At 37.6% G+C, this 15201-nt stretch carries 17 protein-coding genes; 5 read left to right on the top strand and 12 right to left on the bottom strand.

The window, feature by feature from the left end:
• Nucleotides 1–158: 158 nt before the first annotated feature.
• On the top strand, nucleotides 159–410 hold the full coding sequence (locus tag JYB62_RS15905) for a hypothetical protein (protein WP_205646386.1): 252 nt from the start codon (nucleotides 159–161) through the stop codon (nucleotides 408–410).
• A gap of 49 nt (nucleotides 411–459) precedes the next feature.
• Here JYB62_RS15905 and JYB62_RS15910 read toward each other — a convergent pair whose 3' ends face one another.
• Nucleotides 460–1284, bottom strand: a complete 825-nt coding sequence (locus JYB62_RS15910; RefSeq protein ID WP_205646387.1) for an alpha/beta hydrolase — start codon at nucleotides 1282–1284, stop codon at nucleotides 460–462.
• Nucleotides 1285–1555: 271 nt separating this feature from the next.
• Here JYB62_RS15910 and JYB62_RS15915 point away from each other — a divergent pair, with 271 nt between their 5' ends.
• Entirely contained in the window at nucleotides 1556–3592 is a 2037-nt protein-coding gene (locus tag JYB62_RS15915; protein WP_205646388.1) for a polysaccharide lyase 8 family protein, read from the top strand.
• 11 nt (nucleotides 3593–3603) lie between these two features.
• Here JYB62_RS15915 and JYB62_RS15920 read toward each other — a convergent pair whose 3' ends face one another.
• On the bottom strand, nucleotides 3604–3987 hold the full coding sequence (locus tag JYB62_RS15920; RefSeq protein WP_205646389.1) for a DUF3037 domain-containing protein: 384 nt from the start codon (nucleotides 3985–3987) through the stop codon (nucleotides 3604–3606).
• Nucleotides 3965–4759: a HipA family kinase gene (locus JYB62_RS15925; RefSeq protein ID WP_205646390.1), complete on the bottom strand. Its 795-nt coding sequence runs from the start codon at nucleotides 4757–4759 to the stop codon at nucleotides 3965–3967. The genes JYB62_RS15920 and JYB62_RS15925 overlap by 23 nt, the downstream gene beginning before the upstream one ends.
• Nucleotides 4760–4897: 138 nt before the next feature.
• On the opposite strand from JYB62_RS15925, the gene JYB62_RS15930 reads away from it, so the two are divergent.
• Nucleotides 4898–5323, top strand: a complete 426-nt coding sequence (locus JYB62_RS15930; protein ID WP_205646391.1) for a nuclear transport factor 2 family protein — start codon at nucleotides 4898–4900, stop codon at nucleotides 5321–5323.
• Here JYB62_RS15930 and JYB62_RS15935 read toward each other — a convergent pair whose 3' ends face one another.
• The 8 genes from JYB62_RS15935 to JYB62_RS15970 all read right to left on the bottom strand — a co-directional run bounded on the left by JYB62_RS15935 (nucleotide 5324) and on the right by JYB62_RS15970 (nucleotide 11414).
• Complete coding sequence (locus JYB62_RS15935; RefSeq protein ID WP_205646392.1) at nucleotides 5324–6205, bottom strand: bestrophin family protein; 882 nt, start codon at nucleotides 6203–6205, stop codon at nucleotides 5324–5326.
• A 58-nt stretch (nucleotides 6206–6263) separates the two neighbouring features.
• Nucleotides 6264–6869 carry a dephospho-CoA kinase gene (coaE, locus tag JYB62_RS15940; protein ID WP_205646393.1) on the bottom strand — a complete coding sequence of 202 codons (606 nt, stop codon included), beginning with the start codon at nucleotides 6867–6869 and terminating at the stop codon, nucleotides 6264–6266.
• Nucleotides 6859–7827: a YbbR-like domain-containing protein gene (locus JYB62_RS15945; protein WP_205646394.1), complete on the bottom strand. Its 969-nt coding sequence runs from the start codon at nucleotides 7825–7827 to the stop codon at nucleotides 6859–6861. Before JYB62_RS15945 ends, coaE begins: the two co-directional genes overlap by 11 nt.
• 8 nt (nucleotides 7828–7835) lie before the next feature.
• Nucleotides 7836–8153 (bottom strand): preprotein translocase subunit YajC, encoded by a 318-nt coding sequence (yajC, locus tag JYB62_RS15950; protein WP_205646395.1) that lies wholly within the window; start codon nucleotides 8151–8153, stop codon nucleotides 7836–7838.
• Nucleotides 8154–8155: 2 nt separating this feature from the next.
• A complete protein-coding gene (locus tag JYB62_RS15955) occupies nucleotides 8156–8698 on the bottom strand; it encodes a DUF1573 domain-containing protein (protein ID WP_074226695.1) in 543 nt (180 codons plus the stop codon).
• Between the two features lies 1 nt (nucleotide 8699).
• Nucleotides 8700–9005 (bottom strand): YtxH domain-containing protein, encoded by a 306-nt coding sequence (locus JYB62_RS15960; RefSeq protein ID WP_074226696.1) that lies wholly within the window; start codon nucleotides 9003–9005, stop codon nucleotides 8700–8702.
• Between the two features lie 6 nt (nucleotides 9006–9011).
• The gene (gene nusB, locus JYB62_RS15965) at nucleotides 9012–10196 is read right to left on the bottom strand and encodes a transcription antitermination factor NusB (RefSeq protein ID WP_205646662.1); all 1185 of its coding nucleotides are present in this window, start codon (nucleotides 10194–10196) and stop codon (nucleotides 9012–9014) included.
• 117 nt (nucleotides 10197–10313) lie between these two features.
• Nucleotides 10314–11414: a Glu/Leu/Phe/Val dehydrogenase dimerization domain-containing protein gene (locus JYB62_RS15970; RefSeq protein WP_205646396.1), complete on the bottom strand. Its 1101-nt coding sequence runs from the start codon at nucleotides 11412–11414 to the stop codon at nucleotides 10314–10316.
• A gap of 147 nt (nucleotides 11415–11561) precedes the next feature.
• Between JYB62_RS15970 and JYB62_RS15975 the strand changes: the two genes are divergently transcribed.
• Entirely contained in the window at nucleotides 11562–13352 is a 1791-nt protein-coding gene (locus tag JYB62_RS15975) for an ABC transporter ATP-binding protein (protein ID WP_205646397.1), read from the top strand.
• A gap of 110 nt (nucleotides 13353–13462) precedes the next feature.
• Nucleotides 13463–13780 carry a hypothetical protein gene (locus tag JYB62_RS15980; RefSeq protein ID WP_205646398.1) on the top strand — a complete coding sequence of 106 codons (318 nt, stop codon included), beginning with the start codon at nucleotides 13463–13465 and terminating at the stop codon, nucleotides 13778–13780.
• 35 nt (nucleotides 13781–13815) lie between these two features.
• On the opposite strand, the gene JYB62_RS15985 is transcribed toward JYB62_RS15980, so the two are convergent.
• Nucleotides 13816–15189 carry a peptidylprolyl isomerase gene (locus JYB62_RS15985; RefSeq protein WP_205646399.1) on the bottom strand — a complete coding sequence of 458 codons (1374 nt, stop codon included), beginning with the start codon at nucleotides 15187–15189 and terminating at the stop codon, nucleotides 13816–13818.
• Nucleotides 15190–15201: the final 12 nt, after the last annotated feature.

Here is a 15201-nt window from a genome sequence, read left to right on the forward strand (position 1 = left end):
CTCCTGATAGGAGTTCCTTTTTTTTATGCAGGGTTACTGGGTGCTTCAGAAAATTCATTCTTATTTTGCCTACCTAAAAGCTTTGGAAGGGATGAAGTCTTTCAATAAAGATTTTAATTGACCTGGGGCTTATTTGAATTTAAGATAACACCAATCCAATGTTTGAAGGAGCTAGCTTTCCAAAATCCTTAGATGAACAAACTTTTGAAAACTGGCTGCAGGCTGGTCGAAATAGCATCATCCCTTCTAATTTTCTCTTGATCCTTTGGGATGATATCGATGGAGAATACCAACCAGTTTATACATTAGAAAGAGAGGAAATCTATCGATACGATCGCTATACCAACACTCCCGGAAGGCAATTATTGGTAGCTGCCTATGATCTGTATTCCGAGTCTAGGGTGGTTTGATACATCAATACCGCCTATTTATTTTTTTAAACTCTTTTAAGAAGAACGCTTAATCCCCACTTTGAAAGAAGTTGTGAAAATATAGCAACTGGTATTGAACAGACTCTTTCCAATAATCCCAGTTATGTGCTCCTGGGTTGGAAGTAAAAGTATGGGGTATATTCAAATAGGTGAGTTCCTCATGCAGTTTGAGATTTACTTGATAAAAGAAGTCTCCGGTCCCGCAATGAATAACTAAAGGCAAATTATTTCTACTTAATAAATGCAATTGTCCCATCACGGAGTACTCCTTCCATCTCTCTGGAAAGGCTGATTTTTCTCCCAAATATTCCTTCATGTTCCAGTTTTCCGGAAAAGGGCCAATGTCTACACCACCACTCTGACTTCCAGCCGTACCAAAAATATCCTGATGGCGAATTCCTAAGTAAAGGGCTCCATGTCCACCCATACTTAAACCTGTGATTGCTCTACCTTCTCTGGAAGCTTTCGTACTATAATGACTATCTACATAAGGGATTAATTCTTGGGTGATATATGTTTCGTACTTGGAAGTAGGATTCTCAGGACTATCCCAATACCAACTATCAAAGTTGCCATCAGGAGTCACTATGATTAATTGGTACAGCTCAGCTAATTCTTCAATTTGGGGAGCCCCATTTAACCAAGACTTATAGTTTCCAGAATATCCATGTAAAAGATAAACTACCGGATACGTTTTGTCAGAAGAGTAGGAGTTTGGGGTGATTACTAAGGTTTTAATCTCCTTGTTCATGACCTTGCTAAAGGTTGCTACCGTGTCTACGGAAGCAAATAAAGTATTAATGAAAAGTAAGAGAATGAAAGGAAGTATGAGTAGTTTTTTTGATAAGTCCATTCCAAAGAGTGCTTAAGGTTAAATCTGGATGAATATTGGTAGTAAGCCAATACATCCATAGAAAATTTCAGGGATATGATTTGTGTTTAAATATTATTAATTAGTTTAATACTTAGACAATTATTCATTTTATGTTCAAATTCAGCAATAAATAGGAGGGGTTTCAATTATGGTATTAAAGGGTCGGTTTGTAATATTATTTTTTTTGTTCTGTAATATTAATTCAAGTTTTGGTTTTCAAAAATCTGATTTTGAAATCATTCAAGAAAGAGTGTTTAAAAATTATCAGAGTAGTCCTGCTACTGAAGAAATGGATAAAGACATTTCGATTTTATTCACATTGATTCAGCCTAATGGTAGCTTCAAAGATTTGAATTATGCTGATAAATCCATGACCAAATGGGAGCCTGATAAACATATTAAGCGCCTTGGAAAAATGACAAAAGCCTATACGAGGCCTTCTAGTGACTTTTACCAAGACGATGAACTGTATGATGGAATTATCAGGGGAATGAACTATTGGACAAGCTTAAAGCAAGAACCTATTTCAGATAATTGGTGGTGGTTAAGTATTAGCGTTCCTAAGGAAATTGGCAGCATGCTAATCACCATGAAATATGGAGAAAAACAGGTTCCAAAAAATCTGGAGAACAAGATGATTGAATGGATGAATAAAACAGTTTCCATCACTAAATCTCCAGGAAAGGATGGTTCGAATCTGACAGATATTGCCCAACATATGATCATGCAAGCGGTTTTAACAGAAAATTCTGACCTTTTAAACAAAGCTGTTTCAGTGGTTTCTGAATCTATCCAAATAACTAAAGGAGATGGAATACAAAGAGATTTATCCTTTCATGCACATGGTCCAGAGTTATATATGCATGGGTATGGAAGAGAATATTTATTAGGAATTAGAAATGTTGCAGTTTATATCGTGGGAACAAGTTTTTCTTTCAAACCTGAGCAAATAGCCTTGATTTCTGAATTTGTTCGAAATGGGTATTTAAGATCTATGAGGGGTAAATACATTGATTATAGTGTCATTGGAAGAGGCATCGCCAGAGTGAATGCTACTAGAACTAACTCTGGATTGGTAAAGCAACTAAAGGCCATAGATATTGAGGATCATCAACAAGAATATCAGGATGCGATAGATCGAATTGATGGTAAAAAGCCCGTTTCATATAAGATTGAGCCTAGAAATATTCATTATTGGCGGTCAGATTATACCATTCATCAGAGGCCTGAATTCTTAGTTTCTTTGAATAGTGCTTCAACAAGAACGGTAAGAACGGAATCTGGGAATGGAGAAAACTTGACTGGGCAGTTTCTGACAGAAGGAGCGATGTATATAGCAGTGAAGGGAGATGAGTATTTTAATATTTTTCCAAATTGGGAATGGAATAAGATACCGGGAAGTACCACTCCTGAAATTAATCCCCTCAAGAAAAGGACAAACTGGGTAGCTGAAAGAGGAAATGTAGATTTTGTAGGTGGAGTTAGTGATGGGTTGAATGGTGTTTCTGTATATCAAATGAACGCTTATAATACCAGGGCAAATAAGGCCTGGTTTTTCTTTGGAGATAAAGTGATTTGTTTAGGTGCCGGCATTTCAGCAGATCGGGTAGAAAACATTAATACCACTGTCAATCAGTCTAGGCTAAGAGGTGAGGTCTCGGTAGGATTTGAAAATGAAATGCAGGTAATGAATTCAAGTTCTACCAAGATTGATAAAGGTCCAATCTGGATTTATCATGATCAAATCGGTTACTTTTTTCCAAATTCACAGAATATTGAACTTTCTGCTCAAAACCAGCCAGGGGCTTGGGCTGACATAAATGGCAATTCCTCCAAAAAAACTATTAATGAGAAAGTATTCAAGCTTTATATCAATCATGGTAAAAATCCTAAAAATGAGAAATACAGCTATATGTTGATGCCTGGAATTGAGTCTTCTTCTGCATTAAAAGAGGTTGACTTATCTGGAATCAAGGTGGAAAGAAATGATGGGAAAATACAAGCTGTAAGTGATACGGGATTAAACTTGCTAGGTGTGGTATTCTATGAACAAGGAACTTTCGAGTGGGGTGGAAATAAATTAACAGTCGATAAGCCTTGTTTGGTTATGCTCCAAGAATATAGCGAGGGGAAGTGGAATGTCAATTTATCAGAACCTACACAATTGGTAAAAGGAACGGTCAAGTTGAATTTGAAAGTAGATGGCAAATCCAAAAACTTCAATTTTTCTCTTCCTAAAGATGATTATGCAGGATCTACAGTTAGTAAGCCAATTGATTTGAATTAATATTCATAGACTTAACCTACCTGCTCTTCGAAAAGGTTCTCTAAAGTTTTTGTAAGATTAGTACTAAAGCCAGTATGGGGTCTCGAAGTTTGAATCACTGAACTTCTAACTGCTGTCAACCATCTAAACCTGGATGCTAAATCCATATCAGCAATAGGACCTCCTTTCGAGTTGCCTTCACAAATTTTGTCAAAGGAGGACAAGTTGTTCTCAATCATTTCTAGATCAGCATGTGGGTCTAATGCTAAAAGTTTTTCTTTATTCAAGAATACCTTTGAACCGATAAAACCACTTTTCCAGTCGCAAAGAATCACGCCAACATTGATAAACTCTTCACGCTCCACCCGAGGAACCACCCGGATGATGGCATACTCATATAAGTGTTGTCCTTGCATCTTGGGCTTCTTTTGTAAATTGATCAGCATAAGTAAGTCTTAGACTTAAAAATTCTGAATATACTTTTCGAATTTCTGCTACATCTTCAGAATCACCTCCAGCCAGTAGCCATTCATCGGGAAGGGCTGAAACTAATTCTTCGAATAATTCCTTTTTGAGCATTGGTTTGAATACCTCGTTCGCTTCTTCCAATAGGCTAGCTTGAGGTAATAACACATGGTTTTTAATGATAGGAAATGGACCCTTTGCATTTTTCTCCCAATTGGTCCAGGAGTGTTGGAACAAAAAAGCAGCTCCATGGTCGATCAACCAAAGTTCTCGATTCCACATGAGCATGTTGGTATTTCTAAAAGTTCGGTCCACATTGGTGATCAATAGATCTAACCAAACAATTTTTGAGGCTAATAAGGGATCAATTTGCATGGCCAAGGGGTCATAATTGATGGCTCCTGACAAAAAATGCAAAGCCAGATTTAATCCTTGACTACCCTTGAGCAAATCTTGGATCTCCTCGTCACCTTCAGACCTTCCAAATGCCGGGTCCAAATTGGCAAAAACCAATTCTGGAACTTTTAAACCGAGTAACCTTGCGATTTCTCCTCCCAGAAATTCAGAAATTAAAGCCTTTTCCCGTTGACCTGATCCCCTAAATTTGAGAACATATTTAAACCCATCGTCCGCATCTGCTAAAGCCGGCAAAGAACCACCTTCTCTCAAAGGGAGGATATAGCGAGTGACATTGACTGTACGAAGTTTAAAGTTTTGTGACATGGAATAGTAGGTAGAAAACTTACCTGATTAACTTCTAGGGGAATCTTTCAAAAGTTCATTTTTCAAATTTAAAAGCATCGGAATGATTTATGTAGTGAAAATAGAAAAATATCCTGTCCCTACAATTTTCTATGCCTTATGAAAGTATTTGTATGCACCTTACTTCTTTTTACTTTTTTGAATTTTGAGTCAGCTTGCCAAAGCGCCAATGATCGTGACCTGATCGTCAATACAGTTCAATTGTATTTTGAAGGAATGATGGAAAGAGATAAATCTAAATTAGAAGCAGCATTTATTCCGGAAGCAAGATTGATTGGATTTAGAGGAGAGCATTTCACAATTACCTCATTTGAGAGTTGGGCGGAGGGCACCTCTAAGGGTGAGCCCAGAAATTCAATCGACTTTAAGAATGAAATTGTATCTATTAGAGTACAAGGGAATGCTGCCTCCGTAGAAACAGAACTGTATTGGCCTGGGATTTATTATTATGATTTTTTGACGTTGTTGAAAATCGATGGGGATTGGAAAATTGTAAATAAAAGCTGGTCAGAAAGGGGGATTTAATTAAATGATTTCTTCTACATGCTTTTGAATATTTTCAGATAGCTTTTCCATAGGGAGATCATTGGTGTCGGTACCAAAAGGTTCTTCTATTTCTTCAGCAACCATTTCCAGACTTGCCATCACGTAAAAGACGAAAGTGACGATGGGAGCTGCGTAATACCCCAAATCAAAAACCAAGGCAAATGGTAAGGTAAGGACGAAAAACAGGATGAATTTCTTGATAAAAGAGCTATAAGAATAAGGAATGGGTGTGTTTTTTATTCGTTCACATGCCCCGCAAATATCGGTGAATGCGGTGATTTCATTATTTAGTACAATTAACTGATCTCCGGTAATTTCCCCCTTCTTGTATAATTCATTAACTCTAGAGAACATGAATTTTGCGATCTGATTGGGAACATGCTTTTCTAAATCAATAATTGGTTTCAATTCTTCAGGTTCCTCGTTGTCCAACATATATAAAGTAATATGGGATTGTAGGTGTTCCCTTAAAGAAAAAGCATAAATGGGAATACATTTTCTGAAAAACCTTCTTGAATCTGTATCATTTGTGTCAAGAATAGCGGCCAATTTTAAAGCAAAATTCCTACTGCAATTAACTAAAGCTCCCCAAAGCTTCCTTCCTTCCCACCAGCGGTCATATGCAGTGTTTGTTCTAAAAACCATTAGGATCGACAGCACAAAACTCAAAAGGCTATGCATGGTTGACAAATGCGCGAGCCAGCTATCTTCTTCAATTCCCAGGTAATCTATTTCAAGCCAGGCGACAAATAAAGAATAGCCTAAAATGATCAACATCAAAGGAGCGAGTCTTGCTAAAGTATCATATTTCTGTACTAAAAATAGTAAGCGGAACCAATCTTTAGGATTATAGCCTTTCATGTTAAATCAGCAGTTGAGGGCTTAATTAATAAATATTTATGCCAATTAGGAAGTATTGCTAATTATTAGATTTTAGCAACTCATGGATTTTTAAAACTTGAGGGATCAAAAGTTTATTATCCACATTTTTGATAATGAAATCAGCCATTTCATTCTTAGCCTCATCGGGCATTTGCTGATCAATAATCTGGTTAACTTGTTCCTCCGATCGATGTGTATCTCGCATCAATACTCGAGCAACTCGCACTTTTAGAGGGGAACTGACATTGATTACATAGTCCAAATCTTTGAAGCTTCCAGTCTCAAAAATCAAAGCCGCTTCCTTCAAAACATAAGGGCTCGTCTGTCTTGAAGCCCAAGACGCAAAATCTTTGGCTACTGCGGGGTGAACTAAGGCATTTATTTTTTTTACTTTTTCGGGATCAGAGAACACTTCTTTAGCTAAAAATACTCTATTGACCGAACCGTCTGCTAAATATGCTTCTTCCCCAAAAGTAGTTTGAATGCTTTGAATTAAATCGGGTTCATTGGCCATTAGCCACTTGGCCCGATCATCTGCAAAGTAGGTGGGGATTCCTAAGATTTGAAAAATTTTTGCAACAGTGGATTTTCCTGAACCTATTCCACCTGTCAAGCCAATGAGAAGTGGAGGTTTATTGCTCATATTTGAGTTTAATGGTAGCAGGTTCAATTCGGACTTCTTCCAGATAAGAAGGCATTGGATCTACTTTCACAGTAATGGTACTATCTTCTTTGTTTCTCTGCGAATAGTTAAGAATCGCGTTAAACTCGATTTCATTCAATTCACTTGCTTTCCGTTCATCTACCTTGTAATAGATCATGATTTTGACTTCCTCATCTTCCATCGTTACGGTCCTTGGGAAGTTGATTTTTTTGACTTTTAACCTTTTGTTTCCCTCTAAAATGGAAACTACGTCAAATTGAACTTGGATACTTTCGGTTATCAGGCTAACCTGATTTTCTAAATCTTTTGGGATTTTTAATTCTACCTCTTTATTAATGTTTTGAGCAATTCTATTTTGATTCATTTGAACAGGAAACGTCCCTTCAAAACTTTTTAAAACCGAACTAGGGCCCTGAATGCTGATAGATTCTGGGGTAAAATTGACATCACCAGTGTTTCTATAATTATTGGCTAGTGAAAAGCTGGCCGAATCCAAAACAGGTTTGAGTTTAACGGTCTGGATTTCATCAATTTGGTATTTAATAGAATCTTCCAGCACAGAAATAAGTTGGGTAGGGCTAATAAATTCCCCGAGAGATCTTTTGAGATCGGAAGTAAGAATGTAATTTTTGGAGGCTGGGTTTTCCAGGTCTATTTGGAAAGGGCTTTCATTGATGTTAAAATATTTTCTCAATAAGTCCCAGCCATTTCCATTGATTTCAATTTGGATACTGGCAGGTAATTTTTTGACAGGCATATAGGCCTCATTATTGTAAACAATTTCAATTGGAAAATCTACAATAGTATTGTAATCGTCCTTATTCAGGGCGTTTAAAATCCAAAAAGTGGTAGCTGCTGCAATGCAGAGGACTACCACTTTCAGATCAGAGAGTTTTTTAGGAGAAATCCCTTTAGAGGATTTTTTAGTTTCCGGCAAAATTCAATTTATTTATTTGTTGTCGGTTTCTTAGAGAAGTCTAAAGAAATAGCTGACTTTTCAACTGTGACTTTCAGACCTCTGTCTAATTCAAGGACCACAGTTTCAGCCTCCACAGCACTTACTTTACCGTGAAGCCCTCCAATTGTAACCACTGTATCTCCTTTTTTAATTTCTTCAATAAACTTTTTGCTTTCCTTTTGTTTTTTCTGTTGAGGTCTGATCATGAAGAAATACATAATCAGGATTATACCTCCAAATAGGAAAACTTGTCCCATAATGCCGCCGCCACCTGCGGCAGCCTGTGCTAATACTGTAGTAATCATGCTTATCGTTTAACTGGTCCTACTGGAGCAGTTGCGCCAGCAGCTTTAGGGGTAACTGTACCTTTCATTCTCAATCGAGTAACAGTTGGGTTGGTGTTTGCTTGAATACTAACTGTAGGAGCTTGTGCTCCACGCTTTGAGGTGGAATTGAATACTACTTTTACATAGCCTTCTTCTCCTGGTTTAATTGGAGTTTTGGTCCAATCAGGAGTGGTACATCCACAAGATGCAGTGATGTTTGAAATCACCAACGGAGCTTCGCCTGTATTTGTGAAGTTGAATTGATGTTCAATGATTTGACCTTCATTGATATCACCAAACTCATATTCCATTTCAGCGAATTGGAATTGACCCAAGGTGCTAGGATCAGCAGCCTGAGATGCTTGTGCATTTACTGGAGTTACGGACGTATTGCTCGTTTCAAGAGCAGCTATTTTATCTTCAAGAGCCTTGATTTTGGCATCTTGATCACTTTTTTGGCTGCAAGCTGTTCCCAAGGCTAGGCAAAGGGATAGAGCAGCAGCACTCAACATGTTGATTTTCATATTAGTTGTCTCCTTGGTTTATTTGATCGATTAGTTTATTCACATCGTTTAGCAAATTTTCAGCTTTGTCTTTGGCTTCAGAAATCACACGCTTACCTTCCGTCTTTGCTTCATTGAAGTGTGTTTCTTTTCCTTCCACTAATTCGCTGATCAGATCTTCTAATTCTTTCTTGTATTTTGAAAGTTTAAAAGTCAGACGATCTCGTGTGTTTTCTCCCGCATCAGGAGCAAAAAGTATTCCTAATGCTGCACCGACGCCGGCGCCTACAAGAAATGCTAGAAATGAGTTGTTACTGTTGTTGCTCATAATTTTTTATTTATTGTCCAAAAGCCCTCTTCCACTCTTACGGATTTCACCACTTTCGGTTAGTTCTTTTGACATGACATCCAGTAATCCGTTGACAAATTGCTTACTTTTTGGGGTACTGTAGGTTTTTGAAATGTCAATATATTCGTTGATACTCACTTTTACAGGAATACTTGGGAAATTTTTCATTTCGGCCAAGGCCATTGAGATGATAATTTTATCTGTAAAAGCCAGTCTTTCAATGTCCCAATTCTTTGTCTTCTGAGAAATTAACGCTTTACTTTCCGCATCATTCTCGATAGTGAAGTTAAAGATATTTTGAAAAAACTCCTTATCCTCTTCCCAGTTCATTGCAATCTCGGGAAGTTGATTGCTATCAGTTTCATTCAAAAGGGAGGAATTCTTTAACACTTTAGAAGCTAGACTCCTTACAACAGATTTGTTTTCAGTCCAGTTCAAATCCTTTTCGGCGAAATAATTAAGTATCACTTCGTTTTTGAAGATGATTTTTTTCAAGAGTTCATCTGCAATTTCAAAATCTTGCTCTAAGGTAGGATTTGAAATTTTAATATACGCTTGATATTCCTCAGACGGTTTGATGTAATCTCTAAACCATTCGCTGATTTCCAGTTCCAAATCATCCAGATTCGCGTTATTCCTAGCCACCGCAGCATTGTACGCATCAGATTCTCGGATATGTTTCAGCACTTGGTTATTGGCTAGATTTAACTCATTGGCAAATCCAGCAGGATCATCCCCATTAAATTTTCTCTTTTTATCAAATTCTTTGGCCACATGTGCTGCAAATGCCTGAAGAAATTCAATAGCAAGTAGATATAGCTGTGGAATTCGCTCAGCAGAGACCACCATGTTTTTTAAAAGGAATTCTCTGTCCTTTTGATTAGCAGCTTTAAACTGTTTTAAAGCCTCTAAAACTACTTGTTTGACCTTTTGACTGGCATCGCTGGACTTAAGCGATTCTGTACTTTCTAAATTTTCATCAAATAGTTTGATTGCAAGTTCAGCTTCTCTATTCAAAGCCGCTTTATCCTGCACTTCCATGCTATTGAGGTCAGGTAAGAAAGATTCTTTAATAAAATCTTTTGCCAGGTTAAGGTTAGAACCTTTACACTGCTCGTAAGCATATAAGTTTTGGAATGCTTTGACTCTTAGTATTCTTCTGTTTAGCATATCTTCGAAATGGAGTTGCAAATATAGGGAATTTGCATGGGGTATACCCATGGGGATGTAGACAAAAAAACCACCGAAAAGGGATTTTCGGTGGTTTCAAATAATTGAGTTTTATCTTTAGAAAGGCAACTTCACATTACCCATTGCTGTAATTCTTGCTTTTGCAGTTTCAATTGCCGCTTGTTGTGCTGGAATATTTTCTTTGGAAGACTTCTCCAAAATGCCATAACAGGTATCGTAAATTTTTTCTGTTTGCTGATATACAATCTCTTTGATATAGCCTCCTAGGTATTCTGCACCCACATTGATGACACCTCCTGCGTTAATCAAGAAATCCGGCGCATAAACAATTCCTTTTTCCAACAGAATCTTTCCATGCTTTGCTTCGTCTTTTAATTGATTATTTGCAGCACCTGCAATTACTCCACATTTTAATCGATCAATTGTATCGTCATTGATTGTGGCCCCTAAAGCACATGGAGCGTAAATATCCATGTCCAAATCATAGATCACGTTCGGATCAACAACTGAAGCCCCTGTATTTTTTGAGACTTGTTTTAACTTTTCTTCAAAGATGTCGGTAATCATTACCTCGGCGCCTTCTTTTACCAAATACTCAATAAGGTATTTACCTACCTGTCCTACACCTTGTACTACTATTTTTTTCCCATTTAGAGAGTCAGAGCCGAATGCTTTTTTTGCTGCTGCTTTCATTCCCATGTACGTACCATAGGCAGTGACAGGAGAAGGATCTCCTGATCCACCTTTGATTTCAGGTAATCCGGCAACATGTCTCGTTTCCATTCTAATATATTCCATATCAGAGGTATTCATGTTGACGTCCTCAGCAGTAACATATCTTCCTCCTAGGCTTTCAATAAACCTTCCAAACCTTCTCAAGAAAGCTTCACTTTTCAAACGTGGATCTCCTAAAATCACTGCTTTGCCACCGCCAAGGTTCAGTCCTGCCAATGAATTTTTAAAGGTCATCCCACGTGATAGTCTCAAAACATCTGTGATTGCTTCTTCCTCAGAAACATATGGCCACATTCTAGTTCCTCCTAGTGCAGGTCCCAAAACAGTATTGTGGATACCGATAATCGCTTTTAAACCGGTAGGTTGGTCTTGACAAATCACGACTTGCTCGTGATCCATGGTGCTGATTTGTCCAAAGATGGATCCTTCTCGCACAGTTTCGGTAGCTTTAATCTCTAACATGTGAACTTAGCTTTTTAGAATGTGTTATATTTGGGACTGAACCTGGTTAAATAGGCCGATACAAAATTAAATACTTTTATTGGCCTTCAAAGCATTAATATATCTAGTTTCTGCAAACATAATTCTCGATTTTAAAATTTTTATTTGGTGAAACCACTTTGGAGACTTAATAAGTACTTATACAAGTATAAGGGGCTATTGCTTTTAGGAATAGTATTTACGGTAATATCGAATGTTTTCGTAATTATTCCCGCTCAATTGGTAAGACTTGCCATAGATTATGTGGTTGAGAGTTTTTCCATCTTAAAGCCTTTGGAGCTCGGTGGAGTAGGGGAAGAAGCACGAAATATTTTTCTTCAATTTGTGTTTATTTTTGGGGTATTAATTTTGGTAATGGCTTTATTAAGAGGTTTTTTCCTCTTTTTGATACGTCAAACTATCATCATCATGTCACGAAGAATTGAATATGACATGAAGAATGAAATATTTGAGCATTATCAAGCGCTCCCATTAAGTTTTTACAGAAAGAATAGTACTGGAGATTTGATGGCGAGAATAACTGAAGATGTGAGTCGTGTGAGGATGTATTTAGGTCCAGCGATTATGTATGGACTGAATCTTCTAATTTTATTTCCTCTGGTGATATCGTACATGATATCGGTTAACCCTGAGTTGACTTTTTATTCCCTACTGCCTTTACCTGTATTATCCTTGAGTATCTACTTCGTGAATAATTTGATCAATGAACGATCTGAAAAAATTCAAAGGAGTCTTTCAGGCCTGAGTACGTTTGTTCAGGAGGCATTTTCTGGTATTCGTGTAATTAAGGCTTTTGTTAGGGAAGAAGATACAGCAAGAGATTTCGCAAAAGCAAGTGAAGATTACAAAGTGAAATCAATACGCCTTACGAAAGTCAATGCATTGTTCTTTCCTATTATCATGGCTTTGGTGGGTATTTCAACGATTATCACGGTATATGTCGGAGGAATGCAGGTGATTGGAGGGCAAATTGGTTATGGGGTCATAGCTGAGTTCATTCTATATGTCAATATGCTTACTTGGCCGGTGACTTCTTTAGGATGGGTAACAAGTATTGTGCAAAGAGCGGCTGCTTCCCAAACAAGAATCAATGAGTTTTTGGATCAGAAAAATGATATACTAAGCACCGAGAATATTGAAAGGGAAATTTCAGGCGAAATTCAAGTGGAGAATTTGAGCTTTGTTTACCCTGATTCTGGAATTAAAGCCTTGGATCAAGTTAGCTTTGAAATTAAGGCGGGACAAACTTTAGGGATCATAGGCACCACAGGATCTGGCAAATCAACTATTGCCAACTTGCTTATGAGAATGTATGATCCAAGCTCTGGTTCCATCAAAATTGATGGAGAGACCATAGAGCGATACAATCTTTCAAGTTTAAGAAAACAAATAGGGTACGTCCCTCAGGATGTGTTCTTATTTTCTGATTCTATTGGAAACAATATTGCCTTTGGCTTAGACCATCCAGATCAAGAAAAAATCGAAAAAGCAGCCATGGATGCAGATGTTTACCAAAATATCATAGACTTTCCAAAAGGCTTTGAAACGATGCTCGGTGAGCGGGGTATTACCCTTTCAGGTGGTCAAAAGCAAAGAGTTTCAATTGCAAGAGCCATCGCCAAAGAACCCAAAATTTTGATCTTGGATGATTGCTTGTCTGCAGTAGATACAAAGACAGAAAATGTGATTTTAAATGCCCTGAAAAAGATCATGAAAGATCGAACTTCGGTGATTATTTCTCATAGAGTATCCTCCGCCAAGCTAGCCAATCATATTATCGTTTTGGACGATGGAAAAATCGTAGAGCAAGGAAACCATCAGACTTTAATGGCTGAAAAGGGAGTATATGCAGAGCTGTATGAAAAGCAAACCCAAGCTGGGGAGTCCGTAGAGGATTAATTAAAAAGCGGCTGTTTGATTGAAGCTTTGACTATCAAAAATTCCAATTTCCTGATTCTTTAAGAAAATTGTTTAACTTGATAAGTATCAAGTGTTTAAACCAGCTCATTATGGAAAATAAGAAATCAAGTACCCAAGATATAGAGAAAGTACTTCAAGAAATTGGAGAAAAGATTGAAGAACTCGTAAAAAAAGGGGCTGATGCCGGTGCTGAAGTCAAAGAAGAAATAGAACAGAAAATAAAGGACCTTAAAGAAAATAAAACAAGCCTTGAAGCTGAACTTAAAAAAGGGAAAGAGCTGATTGAGAAAGAGTTTAAAGAACAAAAGGAAGCCTTTGAGCCAAAGTTTAAAGAGTCTAAAGGTTTTTTTAGGGAAGGATTCAAACAATTTGGTTTGGCATTGAAGGCCTTGTTTGGCAAGAAATAAAAAATCCCGGAAGATTAATCTACCGGGATTTTTGGTTATCTCTCTTCAAGAGCTTTACATCGATCGTAAGTTGGATCAATGTCTATAAAAACATCCTCTTTTGCTGTTACAAACCACTTTGATAAAAGGTCATCTTCCTTCTTTCTCAAAGTGGCAGCCTTCATCTTTTCATAATCATCCTCCAAATTTGCTCTATGAGCAGGGTATTTTGACTCATAAAATAGAATTCTCACTTTAGTACCCTCTCTTGGATCTTCAAAACGGATTGGTTGGGTTACAGTACCTACCTCCATGCTGTCCAATGTAAAGTAAAGCACGGGATCTTCTAATGTTCTAAGGGTTAACCTTTTTGAATTATTTGCCGGGTCTACAAAATATCCGCCATTATCAGAGGTATTTCTGTCATCGGAATATTCCTTTGCAGCTTTGGCAAACTCAATCTTACCTTCTTGAATCTGTGTTTTCAAGCTATCCAAATATTTTTCTGCTTTCAACAAATCTTCTTCAGAAGCTTTGGGGATCATCAAAATATGTCTGGTGTTATAAGAGTCAGTTCTTTTCTCAAGTAATTGAATGACGTGAATTCCAAAATCAGTTTCTACTGGATCAGAAATTTCACCTAGCTTCAATGACATGGCTGTTGCTTCAAATTCAGGAGCAAGTTCCCCACTTCTAAAAAATCCTAAATCTCCACCTTGTGCTGCAGAACCAGGGTCTTCAGAATAGGCTCTTGCCAAATCAGCAAAATCTGCCTTTCCATCCAAAATATCTTGTTTGAACTGGCGAAGCTTAGCAAAGATATCTTCTTTGATTTGAGGGTTCACATCTGGTTTTTTTACGATCTGGCCCACTGTAACTTCTGCGGAAAAGAAAGGTAGAGAGTCTGTAGGAATGCTTTTGAAAAACTCACGTACCTCTGCTGGAGATACACTGATGCCTTCCGTGATTTTACCTCTCATCCTCTGAACAATCAGTTGCTCTTTAATCACCTCTTCAATTTCAGATTTTAATTGATCAGCAGTTTTCCCATACACTTCTGCTAAAGTTTCCTCATTGCCACCAAACTGCTGCATGACCATGTTGAATCTCTGATCGGTTTGCAACATCACTTCTGCATCCGTTACCATCACCGAGTCAATTTCAGCTTTAGCCACCATTAATTTATTGACCATTAATGTTTCAAAGACTTCGCATCTCGTAGGAGGGGTTACTCCTTGCTGTCCTTGCGCCAATGCCTCTAAATAGGTTTTTTGAATATCTGACTCAAGCAGGATGTAATTATCAACTTTAGCTACAATTTTGTCCAAGACCTGTCCAGTAGTGGCTGTATTAGCAACCTCTTGTGCTGACAAATTGGATAGCATGGAAAATGCCAATAAAGTAAGCGTAATTCGGTTTAGTATTTTCATTAGTATTCGATC

The sequence above is a fragment of the Algoriphagus lutimaris genome, from assembly GCF_017051705.1.
GTDB lineage: Bacteria > Bacteroidota > Bacteroidia > Cytophagales > Cyclobacteriaceae > Algoriphagus > Algoriphagus lutimaris.